The organism is Endozoicomonas euniceicola (assembly GCF_025562755.1).
Classification (GTDB): domain Bacteria; phylum Pseudomonadota; class Gammaproteobacteria; order Pseudomonadales; family Endozoicomonadaceae; genus Endozoicomonas_A; species Endozoicomonas_A euniceicola.
In genome coordinates this window covers 6310612-6330636 of sequence record NZ_CP103300.1, presented here as the reverse complement: position 1 = coordinate 6330636, position 20025 = coordinate 6310612, and the positions used below count along the sequence as shown (strand labels likewise).

At 48.1% G+C, this 20025-nt stretch carries 18 protein-coding genes; 3 read left to right on the top strand and 15 right to left on the bottom strand.

Going from position 1 to position 20025, the window contains the following annotated elements:
- The first annotated feature begins 22 nt into the window (after positions 1 to 22).
- On the top strand, positions 23 to 409 hold the full coding sequence (locus NX720_RS25865) for a hypothetical protein (protein ID WP_262598490.1): 387 nt from the start codon (positions 23 to 25) through the stop codon (positions 407 to 409).
- Positions 410 to 419: 10 nt separating this feature from the next.
- A complete protein-coding gene (locus tag NX720_RS25860) occupies positions 420 to 653 on the top strand; it encodes a hypothetical protein (protein WP_262598489.1) in 234 nt (77 codons plus the stop codon).
- 5 nt (positions 654 to 658) lie between these two features.
- Here the strand turns inward: NX720_RS25860 and NX720_RS25855 are convergent, their stop codons facing one another.
- From NX720_RS25855 to NX720_RS25825, 7 genes are all read right to left on the bottom strand, one after another.
- Complete coding sequence (locus NX720_RS25855; protein WP_262598488.1) at positions 659 to 1039, bottom strand: hypothetical protein; 381 nt, start codon at positions 1037 to 1039, stop codon at positions 659 to 661.
- A 147-nt stretch (positions 1040 to 1186) separates the two neighbouring features.
- Positions 1187 to 1600, bottom strand: coding sequence for a GIY-YIG nuclease family protein (locus tag NX720_RS25850; RefSeq protein WP_262598487.1), 414 nt, complete (start codon positions 1598 to 1600; stop codon positions 1187 to 1189).
- Positions 1601 to 1847: 247 nt separating this feature from the next.
- Positions 1848 to 2585: a hypothetical protein gene (locus tag NX720_RS25845; protein WP_262598486.1), complete on the bottom strand. Its 738-nt coding sequence runs from the start codon at positions 2583 to 2585 to the stop codon at positions 1848 to 1850.
- A gap of 77 nt (positions 2586 to 2662) precedes the next feature.
- Positions 2663 to 3586, bottom strand: coding sequence for a COG2958 family protein (locus tag NX720_RS25840; protein ID WP_262598485.1), 924 nt, complete (start codon positions 3584 to 3586; stop codon positions 2663 to 2665).
- A gap of 146 nt (positions 3587 to 3732) precedes the next feature.
- Positions 3733 to 5022, bottom strand: coding sequence for a restriction endonuclease subunit S (locus NX720_RS25835; protein ID WP_262598484.1), 1290 nt, complete (start codon positions 5020 to 5022; stop codon positions 3733 to 3735).
- A complete protein-coding gene (locus NX720_RS25830) occupies positions 5006 to 6649 on the bottom strand; it encodes an HsdM family class I SAM-dependent methyltransferase (protein ID WP_262598483.1) in 1644 nt (547 codons plus the stop codon). The genes NX720_RS25835 and NX720_RS25830 overlap by 17 nt, the downstream gene beginning before the upstream one ends.
- Positions 6643 to 9726, bottom strand: coding sequence for a type I restriction endonuclease subunit R (locus tag NX720_RS25825; protein ID WP_262598482.1), 3084 nt, complete (start codon positions 9724 to 9726; stop codon positions 6643 to 6645). Before NX720_RS25825 ends, NX720_RS25830 begins: the two co-directional genes overlap by 7 nt.
- 271 nt (positions 9727 to 9997) lie before the next feature.
- Here NX720_RS25825 and NX720_RS25820 point away from each other — a divergent pair, with 271 nt between their 5' ends.
- A complete protein-coding gene (locus tag NX720_RS25820; protein ID WP_262598481.1) occupies positions 9998 to 10441 on the top strand; it encodes a hypothetical protein in 444 nt (147 codons plus the stop codon).
- A 39-nt stretch (positions 10442 to 10480) separates the two neighbouring features.
- On the opposite strand, the gene NX720_RS25815 is transcribed toward NX720_RS25820, so the two are convergent.
- The 8 genes from NX720_RS25815 to NX720_RS25780 all read right to left on the bottom strand — a co-directional run bounded on the left by NX720_RS25815 (position 10481) and on the right by NX720_RS25780 (position 19810).
- On the bottom strand, positions 10481 to 10753 hold the full coding sequence (locus tag NX720_RS25815; protein ID WP_262598480.1) for a hypothetical protein: 273 nt from the start codon (positions 10751 to 10753) through the stop codon (positions 10481 to 10483).
- Between the two features lie 373 nt (positions 10754 to 11126).
- On the bottom strand, positions 11127 to 11249 hold the full coding sequence (cydX, locus tag NX720_RS25810; protein WP_262598479.1) for a cytochrome bd-I oxidase subunit CydX: 123 nt from the start codon (positions 11247 to 11249) through the stop codon (positions 11127 to 11129).
- Positions 11250 to 11261: 12 nt separating this feature from the next.
- Positions 11262 to 12398, bottom strand: coding sequence for a cytochrome d ubiquinol oxidase subunit II (gene cydB, locus NX720_RS25805; RefSeq protein ID WP_262598478.1), 1137 nt, complete (start codon positions 12396 to 12398; stop codon positions 11262 to 11264).
- Positions 12399 to 12409: 11 nt separating this feature from the next.
- Positions 12410 to 14002 (bottom strand): cytochrome ubiquinol oxidase subunit I, encoded by a 1593-nt coding sequence (locus NX720_RS25800; protein WP_262598477.1) that lies wholly within the window; start codon positions 14000 to 14002, stop codon positions 12410 to 12412.
- A 509-nt stretch (positions 14003 to 14511) separates the two neighbouring features.
- Positions 14512 to 15915, bottom strand: a complete 1404-nt coding sequence (locus tag NX720_RS25795) for a GGDEF domain-containing protein (protein WP_262598476.1) — start codon at positions 15913 to 15915, stop codon at positions 14512 to 14514.
- 172 nt (positions 15916 to 16087) lie between these two features.
- Entirely contained in the window at positions 16088 to 17083 is a 996-nt protein-coding gene (locus tag NX720_RS25790) for an alpha-L-glutamate ligase-like protein (protein WP_262598475.1), read from the bottom strand.
- A gap of 22 nt (positions 17084 to 17105) precedes the next feature.
- Positions 17106 to 18641, bottom strand: coding sequence for an inactive transglutaminase family protein (locus NX720_RS25785; protein ID WP_262598474.1), 1536 nt, complete (start codon positions 18639 to 18641; stop codon positions 17106 to 17108).
- Positions 18638 to 19810 carry an ATP-dependent zinc protease family protein gene (locus NX720_RS25780; RefSeq protein WP_262601672.1) on the bottom strand — a complete coding sequence of 391 codons (1173 nt, stop codon included), beginning with the start codon at positions 19808 to 19810 and terminating at the stop codon, positions 18638 to 18640. Before NX720_RS25780 ends, NX720_RS25785 begins: the two co-directional genes overlap by 4 nt.
- Between the last annotated feature and the right edge of the window lie 215 nt (positions 19811 to 20025).

The following is a 20025-nucleotide window of genomic DNA, read 5'->3' as shown; positions in this document are numbered from 1 at the left end:
TACCCACTCAAGGACGCTCCCAATGTATCAACTCAAGGATCAACGGCAAGTCAGGCAGGAATACTGTCGGGATCTGGATTTTACCAATATCTCCATACATGGCGATGTTAATGAAGACAGTGATCTGCCCGGTTTATTCAGGGTGTCATTTGTCCCGGCAACCCTGCAAAGACTGCTGGACGCATGGCATGCCGTACAGGGAGGCGTTACCATCGGAGGCATTAAAATACGAAGTTATGACGTCCGGTCAGATTTACCGGGGCATAAAGTGCAAGATGTCCGGCTGTTGCTGACAGCTGCAAAGCCTCACCATATCGAGATGGAGATGCAATGCTTTTGTCGGGAAAGCACTTGCTGTTTTATAAGCTCGCTTGAGTTGCATGACTCCTGGTTCCAGACAATCGAATAAAGAGAAAAGCATGGCCACAACCAATATCTGGCAACAATTCAAGTCATTGCTCCCGGAAGGAGCCAGAACCATCATCACGATCACAGCTAACAATGGGAATGGAACCAGTATTGGAACGCTTCGGGATGGAACGGTAGTGGTGGTTAAAGGTGAAACGGTAGGGGTAGGGGAAAAGGCGTTTGTGCAGGGCGGGGAAGTGAAGGGGGCTGCGCCGGAGTTGGCGCAGTATGAGGTGGAGGTGTGAGATTATTAGTGTGAAAAGTAATTTCGTTGCGATTCAACAGCACCAATGACCGTATCCATTACCAAATCGCCCTTGCATCCAGATGAGTTGAAACCAATATCAAGGACGACAAGGATAACACCTTGCTGATAAAGCTGAATTACGATGGGCCACAGGTCTTCCTCTGAACAGCCTAAGTCTCTGAAACTGGGCAATACAAGAGTATCCCCACTGCTTAACTGAAATAGCTGGATTTCAGCCTGCTTTACGATGATTTGCTCAAGTTCATAGGCTTCCCTTAACCCAAGCATAAATCTTATAAAATCATCTGATTCATGGGCTTCTGATAGAAGGAGGGCATAGGTTTTTTCATTACCGGTTTTATATTTTACAGGGTCTGTACTCATCGACTGACAATCCTTTCATAGTCAATACCTGAATAAATAGACCGTTATTTTGAGTATTAGTTTCAGCCGTAGTAATACGAAAGCGAGTATTAACCAGAATCACTCGCTATCGGTTATTTTTATTACCTACGTTTGATTTAAAACAGGTCACAGTCCTAATGATTTCCTGGTAATGCTTTTCAGCCCAAGCTCTTTCTCTGTCTCTCTGCGCACTTTGACTAACGGTTTATGGCTTTGCTGTATATTCAGGGCATTGCTTCTGTCATCGAAGCGGTAAAGCTGTCGGAACAGTCCTTCCAGCTCCTGAATTTCAGAATCAGTGATATTGTCCCACACCTCATAATAGGAGAAGTGAGTCCAGTCACTGACCCGTTTTCTCTTGTGAGAAAGCAGCCGCTTGCGAATTTTTCCATTGGCACCTTTGCCGGACATACCGATGTAAACGAGATCGTAGGATTTGCCCCGTTTTTGGTATAGGGCGTAGATGCCTCGAAGCTGCTTCGGGACGATATCAAGCTCGGTGATGTGACGGTATTCCAGAGTGGATTTGATGAACCGCATGGGGCTTTTCAAGACTCACCTTCCCTGTTCGACAACTTTACGTATTAACGGACAAGGAAGGGAATACTTGATTTTACAGAGGAGTAATTCTGATATCCTCAAGTTCAAGTCATTGATCCCCGAAGACGCTCGTATTGTGGCCATCATCACGGTCAATAACGGCAACGGAGCCTGTCAGGCTCGGCTCCGGTATGGCTCCGTCATCACTGTGAAGGGGGCTGCGTCAGGCGCAGTTTGAGGCGGAGGTTTAGCGGTGCCTCACATCTGGAAGGTGAGGTAAAAACCACTTCCATCGTTCGGGCTGATCCAAATCATAAAAACAAGGTAATTCATAGAATTCAGCCTGATAATCATAAAGAATTTTATTGAAACCTGACTCAATTATCAGATTTTCCAAAATGTATTCACGAACAGTTTTGAATCGGACAACACCTTCATTACAAAAAGTTTTCAGAATAAAATCAATACAGTATTTTTGATTTCCTCCCAGCGTATGCCATTGAATAATAGCGTATGCAATAGCAAGCTGATGTTGTATTTCAGATTTCCAGTCAAAGTCGTAGTCTTTGCAGTCGACAACGTATCCCATTTTACTTATCGCAATCATTTGCATGGTAAATTCAAGGGCTTCAGGGATTGTTTCAAAATATCTGAAAGTGCGCAGAGATTCGTCATTCATTTCAACAACAAACCAATCGGGTTCAATGGATGTTGGGGGTTTAGCCTGTGTAAATTCATCACCGTAGCAACCTAATTCAAAAATACTTTCCTCGATATATGACCCGGAAACAGATATGTGCTGTTCTGAAAAGGCTTTAAAGACCTCATCAAGGTTTTTACAGTTATTGAAACAAGTTAAAAGTTTGAAGCTGTTTTCTGAAATGGGCTCCAGCAAGTCAAGAAATTCATCCGCTGTATCTGGAAGTTTATGATTGTAAATTTCCCCAGCCACCTCGCTGGCGATGTCTCTTAAATTCTGACTCATCCATGCTTACCCGATTCTGTCATGCTTACTTTGTTAGCGGACAAGGCGGGGAATGCTTGATTTGAGCAGAAATGAGCTTATGAAAAGATATCCCAATACTTCTTATGAATATCCCCGGTCTGGTGAAACTGGCGGATCAGGCGGATATAGTCTAGAAAGTCCTTGTTCTCACTTGCGAGGCGGCTACAGGTGTTCCAGTCCACGTCGCTTCGCTCCCGAGCGGGGATCAGGATTTCACTGTCCGCCGGGTTTTCAACATCCAGACGGATCAGTCCAATGCCGTGAAGGGCATAGAGCATCCGCAGCTCTTTGAGTGTGTCATCCCCAATAATATCGGCGGCCACTAAATATCCGGCGTTCGCCCAGGAGGAGTTGGATACTGCTTGAAAGAACGACTGCCGGACGTTCGAGGTATTCAGCTTGAGCTTTACCTCGAATGACCATAACCGTGTGCGGCTGTCTCCATAAACGCCCACACAGTCACGGACTTCGGGATGCCAGTCGTGGCTGAGATTTTCCATGGCGACAATATCCGGGTAAAGCCACTTGTTGCCATTGGTGCCTTTTTTGTTGGAAGACTTTTTCTCGTCTATGCGCTTTGAGTAAAGGTGGTGCTGGCTCCAGAGGTAGTCAGACAGTAATGGATAGAGCTGATGCTCATTGAGCGATGCTTCAGAACCGCTTGCAGATGTTACGGATTCGGCCTCTGAAATTTCAACGTCGTCTGACTTTTCGGTGAAATAGTATTTGCGAGGTTTGCCCTGGGTGGTTTTGATCTGGGGAACACGCTGTTTCAGCCTTGGGTACTGCGAGCCAATTTCAGCCACTATCTGCGTGATCAGTTCCTGGTCACTGGTTGCGGACTGGCTTTTGGCTTTTTTAGCCGCACATTCGGCGGGTTTGTTTTGATAAATCCATTCCGCTATTTGCCTTGCGGTGTGAGGCTGATCGGGCTTTCCCTTTAAAAATTCGGTGACGGTTTTGGTGAGTTTCAGGGTCATTGGTCTGGTTCGGGCTGCGAGTGTTTATGGGTTAACGCTCCGGGCATTAGCCGTTGTCGGGCTGTGGGGTGCTCACCCTATCGTAAAGCAGGCGTGTTTTGAAGGCAGAATGTAGGCAGGAAGCAGCCCGGCTGGGCTGCTATTGGCTAAGGGTTTTCGGTGGTGGGGTTAACGGTGACCTGGCCGTTCATTAGCATGGGGAGGAGCCAGTCTCGGAGTTCTGCTAATTTTCTATTTTCTTTTTCAAGGATAAGATGCTTTTCAAAAATAGGAGATATTTTATCTTGTATCTTTTCGAGCAAATACATAGGTGGGATACAAATGTTTGCCTGTTTCAAGTGGTCAAGTGTTATATGTCCCATTGTTGTTTTTCTTTTTTCAGCGATCATTTTAAAGTGAGACAGGTAATTTAGTAGCTCAAAGTAGTAAAAAACTTTTGGGAAATTATCTGAAGTAACTTTAAAAATGTGCTGATTCAAAGCACCTTTGCCTTGAGACCAAATTTTCACATCGAGAGTAGCAGACCATGAAAATAGGATGTCACCATCTGAAACTACGGCATTCGAAGGTATGTTTGGACATGCCTTTTCCGACTTGCCAGTTATACCATCACTCATTTCACGGATTTTAATGACGGGGAGATAGTCATCGCCTTTAGGTCGGTATTTTTGCATTGCGAGCCCATTAAAATATTTCGCAATACTCCAAAGTGACCCGTTATCCCATCCCTCCGGAATCTCCCGCTTCAACACCTCGTTATAAACCATCTTCCCGCCAGAGGATTTGTAGGGCTTGCCGTTGGCATCGGGGAAATCAAACTGTACAAACCAGTAGTCGTACAGGGTTTTTGCCATGGCTTCCAGTTCGGTGTTTATACGGTTGTTGAGTTCGATTTTGGCATCAATAACTGAAAGGATTTCAGCAATTTCCCTTTGCACTTTTATTTTAGGAATTCTAATGCTGAGATTTCTCTGTCCCATAATTCCTAAATATGCCCGGGTTGAACCCGAACCAGCCAAAAGCCCTAAGGTTTCTTGAAATGGTGCAAAATCGAAATAATATTTTAAAAATTTATTATCAAGTACTGTTTTATCAAGCACTCTATAATATGTCACTTGTGGCGTCAGCATAATGTACGGGAAATTAGTTTTTGGTACAATCGCTGTCCTCCCAATAGAGGCTTTATGTGTAAGCAACACATCACCCTCTTTAGCAAAACCTTTTCTTAGCCGATCAGCTTGCTCTTTCTTTATATATTTGCAGTCATTGAAGTTAATAACCCCGTTGTATATGTCTGAAGCCATTACAAAAGGTATTCCACAATCAGTAAAATCGCTACTTTTCGGGTGGATTTCACCATGGTTTCCATCCATGGGTGGGGCAAGTATATTGTTCCGGACAAGTTTATCTATCGTATGATTATGCCAATCTGTCATACTTTACTCCTGCCAACTTCATCTCAATTTCTTGCTCTAGTTTTCGAGACTGATCAAACAGTCTAGTCAGATTATCGCTGAATCCTTTCATCTTCTCAGCAAACTGCTCCGCCGTAATATCCACATACTCAATCTTTACTTCAAAATATTGTCCGGCACTCAGCGAGTAATTCTTGGCAGCAATCTCTTCATAACTGACTGCGACCGAAAAATCCTCCTCCACATCCTGACCATTAAACACTTCAATAATAAACTGCTCTTCCTTATGGGACAGAACGGTCTTCTGGTTTTTGCCTTCCTTCACTTTTTGACCAAGGTTAGAAGCATCAATCAATGCCACCTTGCCTTTATTGGAAGCGTCAATAAATAGAATGGAGACATTGGTGCCGGTGGTCGCAAAAATATTGCTCGGCATGGAGACAACGCCTGCCAGCATTTTGTTGTCCACCAGATGCTTGCGAATCTTTGGGTCGATACCGGACTGTGCTGTGATAAAGCCGGTAGGCACAACTACAGCCGCTTTGCCGCTGGGTTTCAGGGAGTGGATGATGTGTTGCAGGAACAGCTGGTAAATCGCCATGCCTTCCTTTTTCTTGGCTGGTACTTTAGGAATGCCAGCAAAGAATCGCTTATCGTTGCTATTGTCATCCAGTTCATCCCGAAAATCGCTGAAGTCCATTTTAAATGGCGGATTGGAGACAATGTAATCAAACTGCCGCAGGTCATTATCTTCCTTATGGTAAGGGTGCAGCATGGTGTTACCCTGGATCACATTGGGAATGGAATGCACCAGGTTGTTCAGGATCAGGTTCAGCCGCAACAGGTTGGAGGATTTCTGGGAAATATCCTGTGTGAAAATAGAGCAGCGTTTTTCACCAATGGCGTGGGCAACGTTCATCAACAGGGTGCCGGAACCGGCGGACGGGTCGTAAACGCTGACGTTTTTCACCTTGCCCTGCTGGGCTTTGGGTACCAGAATCGACGCCATAATCCGGGCGACCGCATGGGGCGTGTAGTATTCGGCGTATTTGCCGCCGCTGTTGCTGTTGTAGTCCTTGATCAGGTATTCAAAGATGGTGGCGTAGAAGTCGTACTTCTGGGTGAAAATCCGCTCAAAGCTGAATTCAACCAGTTTGTTGATAATGGCCTTGCAGAAGTTATCCCGCTTGCTGGGATCGGCAATAAATTCGCTGACCCGGTCAAACAGCTCCAACTTGGCACCGCCGTCGGTCTTTACCGAAAATACGTCGTTGTTGGTAATGGCGATATCAATCAGGGTGTCGTCGAACAGTTTGGCGAACTCGGGCTGGTTCTGCTGGCTGAACAGGTGAGCAATAAAGTGGGCGGGCTTAAGTTCGGCGGTGTCACCGTCCATCTGCATTTGCAGCATTTCCAGCTCGTCTTCTGACAGGGCGGCCAGCTGCTCTTCCCATTTTTCGGCCTGGGCAAGGGTGGGGTCTATGCGCTTGGCTTCATAGGCAAATTTGTCGTTCAGGAATTTGTACAGAAAGGTCTGGGTAATGATTTTGAATTCATTGCCGTCATTGCCCAGACCGTAGCTGGCACAGATGCCCTTCAGGCCATCAATCAGTTCCTGGGTTTGTTGCTGAAAAGCGAGTTCTACCACGCGCTGACTCCGTTGTATTCATTCAGGTATTCGTTGACGATCAGCTGGTTGATGTGTCGTGCTGCGTCAGGGTTCAGTTTGATATGGTGTTCAGTTTTGAACTGCCGGATAACATGGGGCTGCATGGTGCGCTGAAAGTAACTGTCGTTTTCCAGCAGGTCGCTGTTGTTCAGCACGATGTCATCGGCTTGCTGTTTCACGCCCATCAGGGCTTCAAAAATGTTGCGCTCGGTGGCTGAGAGCTCAGGGTTTTCTGTTGCTTGCTCATTAAGGCGCTTATGGATGCGGGTGTACTTGCGGTCGCCGTTGTACTTCTGGCGCAGCAGGTTGTTCTCCCGGTTCAACTCTTTGATCCGGTCATGAATTTTGTTCAGGGCGGTGATGTTCTTGTTCATCTCTTCCTGAGTCACTTCGTTGAGGTTTTTCTTTTTGAACAGTCTTTCCAGCTCTTCCTTCAGGGTGATGAATTTCGGGTCTTGCTGGTCAAAGTTGCTGTTCAGAACTTCACGGGTTTTACGCAGGGTGTCTTTTAGTTCATCCGCCAGTTTGAGCTCTTCCTCACCGATTTTGACGAACTCGAAAATTACCTCTTCCAGCGCCACATTGAGCAGATTGGTGGTGTCGTCGCCTTTTTCGATGTTGACCTTTAGGTTGAGCAGTTCCAGTCGCTCGGTGGCCATTCGGTAGAGCTTGTTGAGCATCGGGAAATCCAGGTAGCTCAACATCTCGTAGTTGCCCTGCATGCGAATGACGTTGTACAGGCTTTTGGCGTCGGCCAGTGCTTTTTTCAGCGCCAGTACATCTTCCCGGTTCTGCATTTCGCTGATTTGCCGGGAGAAGGTTTCCGGGTTTTTGGTCTCGAATTTGAACAGCACATCCTTGACGTACTCAATCTCCTGTTTGATCTCTTCCTGAGACTTGAAGAGGTTGGAGTAATGGGCCATTTCATCGCCCAGCTCGGATTGCAGCTCTTTGAAGTAGGCTTCGTTGGTGGCTTTGAACTCTTCACTGATATCCGCAAAATCCACCACATAGCCATAGCGGAAGTCTTTGTAGGTACGGTTGACCCGTGTTAATGCCTGTAGCAGGTTGTGTTGGCGAATTTGCCTGCCCAGATACAGTTTTTTCAGGCGCTTGGAATCGAAGCCGGTGAGCAGCATGTTGTAAACGAAAAGGAAGTCGATTTTGCCTGCCTTGAATTCCTCAACCCATTCTTTGCGTTCATCTTTGGTGCCCACATCGTGCAGGATTAAATGTGCAGTTTTGACTTTGTTGTCGTATTTCTGCTTCTCGCTGTGGCTAATTCCAGCTTTCTTTAAATTAGCTTCCTTGTCCTCTGGCTTTTCGGCATAGAACTCATTGAACTGTTTAAATAGTTCCTTAGCCTGCTTCGAACTATCACAGATGACCATGCCTCCAATAGAGGAATCATTTGCGGCGCCACGGCTTCTTTTAAAGTCAGTAATAATGTATTTAAGCATTGGCTCGACAAAAGTAGGATGCGCATAAACATCCTCTTTCTTGATGTTGCCCTGCTGTACTTTGATATCTTTTAATGCTTTTTGCATGGACTCTTTATAATTCGTAGCAATTTCTTCACGAATCAGGCGCAGGGTGTAACCGTCGGCAATGGAGGCGTTGTAGTAGTACTTGTGGATGTAGCCACCGAACAGCGACCTGGAATTGTAATCTGAACCCAACAGCGGGGTTCCGGTCAGGCCGATTTTAATAGCGTTCCGGTCGGACTCATCCAGATTGGCGAGGAAGCTACCGTTCGGGTTGTAGCTGCGATGCACTTCATCCAGAAAGTACACTCGCTGGATATCGACGTTGTAGTCTTTGGTTTGTACGACGCTTGGGTCATCCTTGAACTTCTGGATATTGACGACGGTGATTTCGGGCTTGCCGCTGTCGTTATGAATGACCTTGGTGGCTTTGATATCTTTACTGAACTCATCCCGTGAGTTGATGGTGTGAACCTTCAGTCTCCGTTTGTTGAACTCACGCTTTGCTTGTGTCAGCAGGTCGAGCCTGTCTACGATAAAGTAGAATTTTGGGACTATGCTCTGGCGCTGATAATAGTCGGTCAGGAACTTGACGTTGTAATAGGTCAGTGCTGTTTTACCACTGCCCTGAGTGTGCCAGATGATGCCTTTCTTGTTGCCTTCGTCCAGTTTTTGCTTAATCGCTTTGGTGGCGAAAATTTGTGGGTAGCGCATGATATGCTTCTGAACACCGTCGTGTTCATGGACATAGGCAAGGGCGTATTGCAGGATGAACTTTAGTCGATCCCGGCTAAGCAGTGATGTACAAATGTGATTGGTGGGTGTGCCGGGCTCTTTGTTGCTGATGAAGTCCGGGTTATTGCGAATGACTTCCTGGTTGTTATCTTTAAGAACAGCCAGCTCAGTCTCATCACTGACATTACGAAGCATGTAGTTCAGGTCAAACTCTTTCTCTTCCCGAAAATAGTTGAACACCGGCTTATGGTAAGACGGGCTGGCATAGAAAGCGCCCTGAATCGGCTCCGGAGAATCATCGTCATACTTCATATTGTTGGAGAAGATCATGAACTGAGTCAGGTTCATAAAACGGCGAAATTTTTTATTTTGCGAGCGAACGTTGATGCGGTCTCGTTCGGCCAGGACGCCCTCACGGTTATTAGGCTTCTTGACCTCGATAAAGACCAGGGGCATTCCGTTGATGAGCAGAGTGATGTCCGGGCGGAACTCATCGTCGCCATTTTTACAGGTAAGCTCGGTGACGACATGGAAGCTATTGTTATCGAAGTTTGTGAAGTCGATCAGCTTGTTGCCTGAACGTTCCAGCAATTTTTCGTAGAAAGCCTCGCCCAGGTCTTCATAGTCGAGGGTTAGTTTTACCTCGTCCAGAAAGCGGTTTACATCGCCTTGATCCATATCCGGGTTTATGCGGGCGATGGATTCATTGAAGATTTCAGGGAAAATATTGGTGTCGATATCCCAACTGGCACCTTTGAGGGAGAGGTATTCATAGCCCAATCGGATAAGGTGCAAAATAGAGGGTATTTTTACTCGTGTGTCTTCGGTGAATGGCATATCGTTCCCTGTTTGATTTTTATGAAAGTCAGTCACGCTACCGCCCGGAGATTTAGCCGTGGTCGTTTCACGACAGGCGAAGCATGGTTCCCAGTAGCTCAGTATAAGAAGTTGTAACAGACCATTCTACCCAGAACCCATACCTATCAGTAGAGGTAAAAATACAGAAAATTATTGACTGTATGGATATACAGCAATAATCTAATAACCTCACAGCGTCAAAGCCGTACCAGAGTCACCATGTCCACTACGGAACATCAAGACCCACAGAGTGAACGCTTTCCCAAAAAATAAGAAACACACGGACAGTGCTATGATGACCGACACCATCAGGCAGTACCTTCAATCACTCGGAGTAGCAGTTACCCTCAAAGACATCATCGTTCAACCTTTGCCCGAAGCCTTGTGCTGTTTGGGCGTGCCGGGCTCAGGCGGGCATAGCTTTCAGGTCGTGGCTGATACGATCTTCAATCTGGAAATGGAAGGTTATAACGACCTGGCTTGCGTGTTGGGCTATGGGCTGTATCGAATGCCGTTAGAACAAGCGGTGATTCGTGTTGGTGATCGTTATTATGATCCGGTTCAGAGGGCTGGTGGTGATTTGAGCTTTACGCCACTGTGGGAGCTGTCGTCTGATGAGCTGACCGAGTTTGTGGCTGAAAAGAACAGACCGCCGGAGTTTATGGATTTCCTGATATATAAAGCGGTAGCCTGAAAAAAAGCCCCGGAGTGGGGCTTCAGTTTTCCTGATCAATCAGGACAGTTTGAACGATTCCTCCTGCGCCTCTCCGTTCTCAAACCTTGCCTTCATCCGATCCAGTGACTCTGTCAGGGCATCAACAATCTGCTTGATCTGCTTATTGGTGTACTCGAACTTGGTCTTGTCTGACAGGTTACCCACCATTCCGATCTGTTTCAGGGCTTTGGGAACCCGGGTTTCTGCTAGCTCAATGAACTTCTCTTTCTTGCTTTTGCCTTCCGCTTTCATTGCAGTGGGTTTCTTCTGCTCATTCTTTGCTTTTGTCATGATCTTTCTCTGATAGGTTTTTATTGCTTCTATTTTGGCTTATTTACCTAAATAGTACTTTTGTACCAGCTTGTGGTTATCAGGCTGGCGACGTACAAGAACATAGAAGGTCTAAGTACCAGTGTACAGAATGTATATTTTTAGCACATTAGTACTTTTAAGAAGGGCTTATTTTAAAGCTGTTTACTGAGGTGTACGCCAAAGACAGAGTTGCTAGTAAGGAAGTCTGGAATCGCTGTATAGAAGGCGGCTTATGCTGATGAGAGCAGGGGAGCAGAAGCTCCCCCTTAGCACCCCTTAAGCCTCTATAGAGGGCTATTAGGAACGAATTATTTTGAGTAGGTTTCAATGATATTGAGACCCAAAAGCAAAATCAGTCAGGTAAGTTGTTGATATCGTTATCAAAATCCATTTCGTGAAATTCATACCACATCACATTAATAATCCCAAAAGCACAGGCCAGCAGTACTCCAAGAATCCAGGCAAAATACCACATAGTTTAACTCCCTTAGTACAGTGAGTGGTTATTTTCAGTAATATGTTCAGCGGTCACCCGTCCCCAGAGATGGTAGAAACACCAGATGGTGTAACCCAGTACGATAGGAACAAAAATGGCCGCAACAAACGTCATAATGCTCAGTGTCAGATGGCTGGATGTTGCATCCCATAGCGTCAAGCTGGCATCTGGCATCGTGCTGGATGGCATGATGAACGGGAACAGTGAGAAGCCAGCTGTCAGGATAACACCTGCCAGGGTAAGGCTTGAGCAGACGAACGTTAAACCGGCAAAACGACTTTTTGCCAGAAGTACAACGCCAATGCTGCCAAGGTAAGCAAGCGCAGGTGCAATCAGGGTGATGGGATAAAGGCTGTAGTTAGCCATCCAGCGCCCTGACTCGACAATGGCAACGGTTTTGTTCAGTGGGTTTGAAACCGCTGCAGGATCCAGCTGGCTGGTGACTTCGTAGCCGGGAATGCTTGCAACCCAGAATCCGCCAATGGTGAACAGAACCAGTGTCATAACCGCTGCATAGCGAGCGACAGTAGAAGCGCGTTGCTTAATAGGATCTCCGGCGCGCAGTTTCTGCCAGACAGAGCCATGCGTGGTGAGCATACTGACACTGACCAGACCGCAGAGAATGGCAAACGGATTTAGCAGGTGAAAGAAATGCTCAGAGAATGTAGAGCGCATGGTGCTGTCCAGTTCAAAACCAAAGCCCTGGAACAGGTTGCCAAAGGCAACACCAAATACCAGCGTGGGTACGGCACCACTGACAAATAGACCCCAGTCCCAGGCATTTCGCCATCTTGGGTCTTCGAGCTTGGAGCGGTAATCAAACGCCATGGGGCGTATCAGTAAGGCAAACAATACCAGTACCATAGCCCAGTAAAAACCGGAAAATGCTGTTGCATAGGCAATAGGCCAGGCAGCGAACAGGGCACCACCAGAGGTGATCAGCCACACCTGGTTGCCGTCCCAGTGAGGAGCAACGGCGTTAATCATGATTCGACGCTCAGTGTCATCTTTAGACAGGAAAGGCAGCAGGTTGGCGGTTCCCATGTTATAGCCATCCATGATGGAAAAGCCGATCAGCAGGACGCCAATCAGAACCCACCAGATAAATTTTAATACTTCATAATCCATGGCGTGGTTCCCTATGCCTGTTGTGCAGAAAGTACATTGTCAGTAACGGCTTGTGGTCGTTCAAAATGATAGCACCCTGTGTGCAGGCTGCTTGGACCCTGTTTGGCAAATTTCACCATCAGCCAGACTTCGATAATCGCAAAAATACTGTAGAACAGGGTGAAACCGGCAATACTGAGATACAAGTCAGTTACTGTACGACTGGAGGCCGACAGGTAGGTGGGCAGAATGCCGGAAATAGACCATGGCTGACGCCCATACTCGGCGACAAACCAGCCCATTTCACTGGCAATGAAAGGTAGGGGGAGCGACCACAGGCACAGTTTCAGGAACAGCTTACTCTTGTATTCTGTTCGACGGGCAGTTTTATAAAAGGCCGTCAACAACAGCAGCAGCATCATCACGCCGCAGCCAACCATAATGCGGAATGAGAAAAACAGCGGCCAGACGGTCGGAATGGCGTCATGTGCAGCCTGTTTAACCATGGCAGGAGTCGCATTGGGGATATCGTCGGTGTAACGAGTCAGCAGCAATCCATAACCCAGGTCATCTACGACATCTGAAAAAGCGGCACGATTTTCAGGTGTGTCGCCGCCATCCGTTTTTAATTTGTCGAGAAGTGCAACCGCTTTTTTGCCATTTTCGATCCGAACCACCTTATTGGCAATCAGGTCTTTGATGCCGGGAACTTGTTCATCGAAAGAGCGGGTTGCAATCAGACCCATCATGTACGGTATTTTTATGGCATAGTTGGTTTCCATTTTTTTCTGGTCAGGAATGCCAATTACCGTAAAGCTGGCCGGGGCTGGCTGGGTATCCCACTCGGCTTCAATAGTAGCCAGTTTAACCTGTTGCACGTCACCCAGCTCATAGCCGGATTCATCGCCCAGCAGTATGGTGGAGAGGATGGCGGCGGTGCCAAAGCCGGCGGCAATGGCGAAAGAGCGGCGGGCAAAGCCAATGTCTCGTTTGTTCAACAGGTAGTAAGCACTGATGGCCAGTACGAAAATAGCACCCGTGGTATAACCCGCTGCCACGGTGTGTACGAATTTAACCTGTGCGACCGGGTTAAAGAACAGGTCAGCAAAGCTGGTCATTTCCATGCGCATGGTTTCGAAATTGAATTCAGCGCCAACCGGGTTTTGCATCCAGGCGTTGGCCACCAGAATCCAGAGTGCGGACAGGTTGGTACCAACGGCCATCAGCCAGGTACAGGCAAGATGCTTGACTTTACTGAGGCGGTCCCAGCCAAAGAAAAACATACCGACAAACGTAGACTCCAGGAAAAACGCCATCAGGGCTTCAATAGCCAGTGGAGCGCCAAAAATATCGCCAACATAATAGGAATAGAAAGACCAGTTGGTACCAAACTGGAACTCCATGGTCAGGCCGGTGGCAACGCCCAGCGCAAAGTTGATGCCAAACAGCTTACCCCAGAAACGGGTCATATCCTTATAGACCTGTTTGCCGGTCATAACATAGACCGACTCCATAATGGCAAGCATGAAGGTCATGCCCAGGGTCAGTGGGACAAATAAAAAGTGATAGAGCGCTGTTATGGCAAACTGAAAGCGCGACAGGTCAATGACTTCTGCGGGGATCATAACGTTCCTCGTGACATCTTCTGGGAAACTTACTCCGGTTTCCACGAGACCCGGGAAGAGGCGGCTTCCTGCCAGCAACCACTAAATTGATCGTTGCATCATGACGCAGTATAAGCAGAGCATGTTGCCTGCAACTATACGGGCGTTGGTGTGCTTTGGATCAGGATCGTGTATTACGATGCATTCAGCCTGGGGATGTGTACTGAAATCCCCGGCTTACCTTCCCTTGCTAGTACTCCCTCGATCCATTGTTCCTGGTTGTTATTCTGTGTACCTATCGACTGTTTAGCTATTAAACAGAATCGATACTGCAGGTTGATATCGAATAGGGGGATGTACTACATCTGCGGACATCCTTTGAGATAGTGCGAATATTACAACGTTTCAGTACGTATCTAAACTTCGGTAAAGTCTTTAATTTGATATAAATCAATAAAGATGCAAATCAATTGGATTAATAGAGAATTATCATCTTTATTTTGAAATTTTAAGGATAATATTCTGCGTAATTACCCTTCTGGCCAGCTCAATCGAATGTCTGAGCAAGACGGGCCAAGCTCCAGCCGGTTCTTGCCACGTTTCTTGGCGGTGTACATAGCGTTATCTGCCTCATTGATCAGCTGATTCAGGCTGCCAGCTTTCCCAGCTGTTACCGCCAGCCCAAGGCTGAAGGTGACAGGAACCGGGCTGGTACGGTATTGCTCAACACGGGTGCGAACCCTTTCTGCAATCCGGGCTCCCTGCCATGCCGAGGTGACGGGTAGCAGAATAACAAACTCCTCTCCGCCATAGCGGGCAATCAGATCCTGTTGGCGCAGGCTATCCCTGATTTGTTGGGCGATCTCAATCAGAATTCTGTCGCCGGTTGGGTGACCGAACTGGTCGTTGATTTGCTTGAAATCATCAATATCGATGAATAAAAGGCTGCACGGTAGCTGCTGCTGTTTACAGGCTTCAATCTGCCGTTCCGCTTCCCGGAAGAAATGATTACGGTTCAACAAACCGGTAAGAGGATCCAGGCTGGCCTGCAATTGCCAGAAGCGGGTTTGCTGGTTCGCCTTTAAAATAGTTTTAATGTGGCTGCACAGGTCAAGCGCCTGTTTTCGGGTAATGGTTTCCTGTTGATATTTTCCGGGAAGCAGCACCAGAAAAAGCTGACGATCTACATCGTCGTTTAAATGAAAGCCCCAGAAACTGTTGCCCTGTTTATCCTGAAAATGAACCTGGTCATCAGAGTCGTGGTCGAGCAGTTGTGTCAGTGACGAAACAAACTGATCCAGCGCCTTTTCAATCTGCTGTCTCGCTTTAGTTGAGTAACTGCTGAGTTGCCACTCGTTGTTTTCATGGTGAAGCAAAACGGCTGGTGTTTTGTCTAATGCAGCGTCAATGGTGGCAAGAATGTATTCGGTCAGTTCATTGTTGTCACCCGGGCTGTCGCCGGACTGGCTTATCGGGAGCAGGCTGTCCCTGAAATGCTGACTGAATACTCTACGCTTTGTTTCGCCCCCTTTAATCAGGTTAATGGCGAATGACTGATCTTTCTGGTCGGGTTGAAGCAGAAAATGCAAAAGAGTCAGAGACACCGATTGCAGGCAGAGCAACAACACCAGAGGTAAAGATGGAACGGTATCGTTAACCGCAAAGACAAATGCAATTATCAGTCCGCTGGCTACTAGTGTTGCGCTGGAAAGGATTATATTGGTTTTTTGGGTCAGTCTAGTGACGCGAAACAGGTTCAGGTAGCAGGTAAGAGCAGACAGCATGGTTAACACGGTCAGAATGGAGACCAGTTGGTCGGGATCAAAAGGGTAGGGAACCAACCGGAACAGATGTCCGTTCAGTGCAACCAGAAGCAGGCTTATGGTACTGAGGTGTGCGGCAAGGGGAAGATACAGGTATGCCTTTTTAATCATTGCAGCTTCCTTCCGTGGTGGCTATATGATGTGAGTTTTTTATCAGGCTATATCGATTAATTGTTACATAGCTGTTTTTATTGTGCCAGCAGGCAGAAAGCCCGCAAAAGTGCGGGCTGTATGGATATAACTACTTGCAGTGCTAGCTGGAAAAGTGCTAGCTGGAAAAGTGCTAGCTGGAAAAGTGCTGGCTGGTGAACTGCTGTTTGGAAAAGACGACCCGTTCCGGTATTGAAATATTCCAGTCGGGCATGGCTTCGATCTTCTGCAACCTGGGATGGATACCGCAGCCGTTGGCAATCTGAATAGCCAGCCCCGGTCGTGCATTCAGTTCCAGAATCAGAGGTCCCAGGTGTTTGTCGAGCACCATATCGACGCCCAGATAACCCAGTCCGGTCATGCCGTAACAGGCCGCGGTCAGTTCCAACAGGCGATCCCAGTGTGGCACCTGCAGGCGCCCAAAGCTGTGACGGGTGTCCGGGTGCAGTTTGATGGGGGTGTCAAACTGTACGGCACGAAGGCTTCTGCCGGTACCTATATCCAGTCCGACACCCACTGCGCCCTGGTGCAGGTTAGCTTTACCATCGGAAGCCCTGGTGGCGAGTCGCAGCATGCCCATCACCGGGAAGCCCCGGAAAACAATCATGCGGATATCGGGAACACCTTCAAAGCTGTAGTCATTAAACACCGGGTCCGCCTGAATTAAGGCTTCAATCATGGCGACATCGGATTTACCGCCCAACGAATACAGGCCGCCAAGAATATTCGACACATGTCGGTTGATATCCTCGAATTCAAGCGTGTCGCCACTGGCCTTGACATAACGGTCACCGTCCCGGCCGGTGATCACCAGAATGCCTTTGCCGCCGCTGCCCTGGGCGGGTTTAATCACAAAGTGTTCATGGGCTGCCAGTAACTGGCTGAGGTTTTTAATCTCGGACTGATAGGAAACTACGCCCAGCAGCTCGGGAACAGCAACGCCTGCCTGTTGCGCCATTTGCTTGGTGGTGAGTTTGTTGTCTACCTGCGGCAGTAGTTTTCTGGGGTTGTATTTAATGACATAGTCGAGGTTACGACTATTCATGCTGAGAATGCCAGCTTTTCGAAGCTGATCAGGCCTGGCAAAGCTGTCAATAAAGCGATCAATAGAGCGACGAATGATTTCCATGAACCGTTATCCCTTTATCCCTTTATCCTTGAGCCAGAGGTCGGAAACGTCGCAATTCCAGCAGACGATAACCGGTGTACTGACCAAGCATCAGGGTAACACCCAGAACGGCAAACAGAAGTTCCGGGAAGTTGAACGTCAGGTGTTCAACGGTTGGGTTAGACATCAGCAGGTAGCTGATGGACGCCACCAACAGACTGCCAAAGCCTTCTATAACCACATCCCTTGGGCCTTCTTCTTCCCAGAGGATAGACATTCTTTCAATGGTCCATGCCAGAATAATCATTGGGAAGAAGGTGACGGTCAGTGCCTGGGTGATGCCCAGTTTCCAGCTCAGGATGCTCATGGCACCCATAATGCCAATGACCACAATCATAACGGCTGCCAGTCTGGCCACCAGAAGCATGTTTAACTGGCTGAGTATCGAGCGAATCCACAGGCCGATGGAGACAATGGTGATAAAGATGGTCAGACCCGGCAGTAACTGGGTTTCCAGAAAAGCGACTGAGATCAGCACCGGCATAAAGGTGCCTGATGTGCGCAGACCAACAATAATCCGCATAAACAGTACAACGAGTGCTCCGATAGGGATTAGCAGAATGTTTTTAAAAGCGTTCTGAACTTCCAGGGGCAGGTCGTAGATTGAAAAGTCAACCAGAGCCACCTTGTCCGCCTGAGAGTTACGGATAGCCAGGTCACGGGCTGGGACCGCCTGAGAAATCATGGAGAAGCTAACGCTTGAGTGGGCACCGCCCATCACATCCAGCATGGATTTACCGCCCCGTTGCCAGAGGAAGAAATTGGCAGGGTTGCCGGATTCACCAGTGACCGGGTCAAACATCAGCCAGCCATCACCGGTGTAAACTTCCAGCATGTCCAGCATAGGCTGACGGCGACGTCCGTCTTCCAGGTACAGGCCCCGAACCATGCGGACTGGAATATCGGCCATGGTTAGCAGGTCGATCAGCAGGTGCGTGCGGCTTTCACGATCATTGATCATGCCCAGCAGCATGTTGGTGTTCTGACCGGGGCTTTGATCCAGAAATTCGTTGATCAGGGTTCCGGCAAAACTGCGTGCATCGGCAGAACGTTCAGTCACTGACATGATCAGGCTGTTGGCCGCTGTCTGATAGGGTTCCGGCAGCCTTGGTTTTACGGTGAGGGTGTCGTCTTCTACCGGCGGCTCATTCATCGGGTCGCTGACAGAGTCGGGGTACAGGTTAACCTTATAGAACAGCGTCTGGCGGCCTTTGGCTGCGCGGATACTCCATTCCGCCCGTCGCTGACCATTGTCGTCAAACTGGTTGATGCCATACCCGGGAGAAGCAAAGGATTCATCAAGGATACGTACATCGGACTGGTGATCCGGCAGGGTCAGGGTGGCCTTAGCCGGTCCGCCGTCAGCCATGAAGCTCACTTCGGCTTCAATGCTCCATATCGTACTGGTCTCCCCCCGGAGCAGTGGAAATCCCAAAGCAAAATGCTTGTAAAGAGTAAGACCCAGTCCGAGTGCGACAAGTAGCACTACAGCCAGACTGAGTTGAAAACGGCCTTTCATTGATTACCTCTTGGCAGTTTGTCTGCAATATAGTCCTCGCTGACATCTACCAGAGCGGTGTTGGCCAGGAATTGTTCTGCAAGCAGGACGGGGTATTCGTAACTACTGCGGTCACGCAGTGTGAATTCGGCGGTCTTGCTGATGCTACCTACCTTGACTGTCATTTTGACGACCGGGCGTCGCTGAGACTCAAGACCGCCATGGCGTTTGATCAGGGCGTAGCGACTTACCGGTAGTTCAAAGTTGAAGGATTGTTTGTTGGAAAAAAGTTTGAATCGTACCCAGGGGTGACCATTTTTCTCGAATTCTTCAAGGTCGCTGGCACCCAGGGAAGATGTATTTGCACCTGTATCGACTCGTGCTCGCAGCGGTTTATTAACACCGTCCAGGTGAATTTGTTCCAGTGCGCCAATAACGGGCAGGCCCGCGACACTGACTTTCTGGTAAATGATCCTGGCGACGGAGTGCGCAAACGCTTTGGGTACGGTACGACGTAATGTTTTTAGTGGTTTTTCAGTCGCAATGTAAGATTTACCAACGTCGACGATGGCAAGATCCTGAAGGAAGTCCCGGCCGACCAGCATTGGGTATTCAAAGTTGCTGCGGTCATTCAGGGATATGGCAAGGGGCTGGGTCAGGCTGCCTATCTGGATTGTCAGATTAACAACAGGGCGGCGTTGTGGATCTTCATCGGGGATTTTTATATAGACGAAGTCCTGTACTGGTAGCTCCAGCTTCTGGGTGCCTTTGCTGGTGCGAGTTAACTCAAAGCGAACCCATGGACGACCATCGCGTTCAAACTGTTGTATATTTCGTGCGTCCAGTGACGTACGACTAGCCCCGGTGTCTATTTTTGCCTGCATAGTCAGACCAAGCGCTGGCAGCTTGCCTTCTTCGGCAAATCCCAGCACCAGTTTGCCGTCAATATGGGCGGGTGTCTGAATATACGTTTGCGTAATAGTGGCTTCCTGTGTGGGAACTACCTGTTTTACAGCAGGTTGTTTGACTGGGGGGGGTTCCTGAGTTTCGGACGCCGGTTTTTCAGCCTTTGGTCGATCCTCTTTGGTTTTTGTTGTGCCTGCGGGTGGCTCCGTTGGGGGGAGCGACTGGCAGCCAGTCAGTGCCGCTGCGGTAAGGATCAAAGCGGTAATTGCCGGGAAACGGGTCATGGGGAACACTTGTTGATTTAGATAAATGAACCTATGGATGATTGGCAAACAATCAAAGACTGCGCAGCTTACTGCAAGTCCTGACTCTTGCCAATGGCGAACAGCCGCAATCCTGTTGGAATTTTGAGGGTTGGTTGACGCAAGTAGGGATTGTATTGTTATTGACTGGATAAATAAGTCGATGCGGAGCGATGTTCAACATCTGCAATGAACTG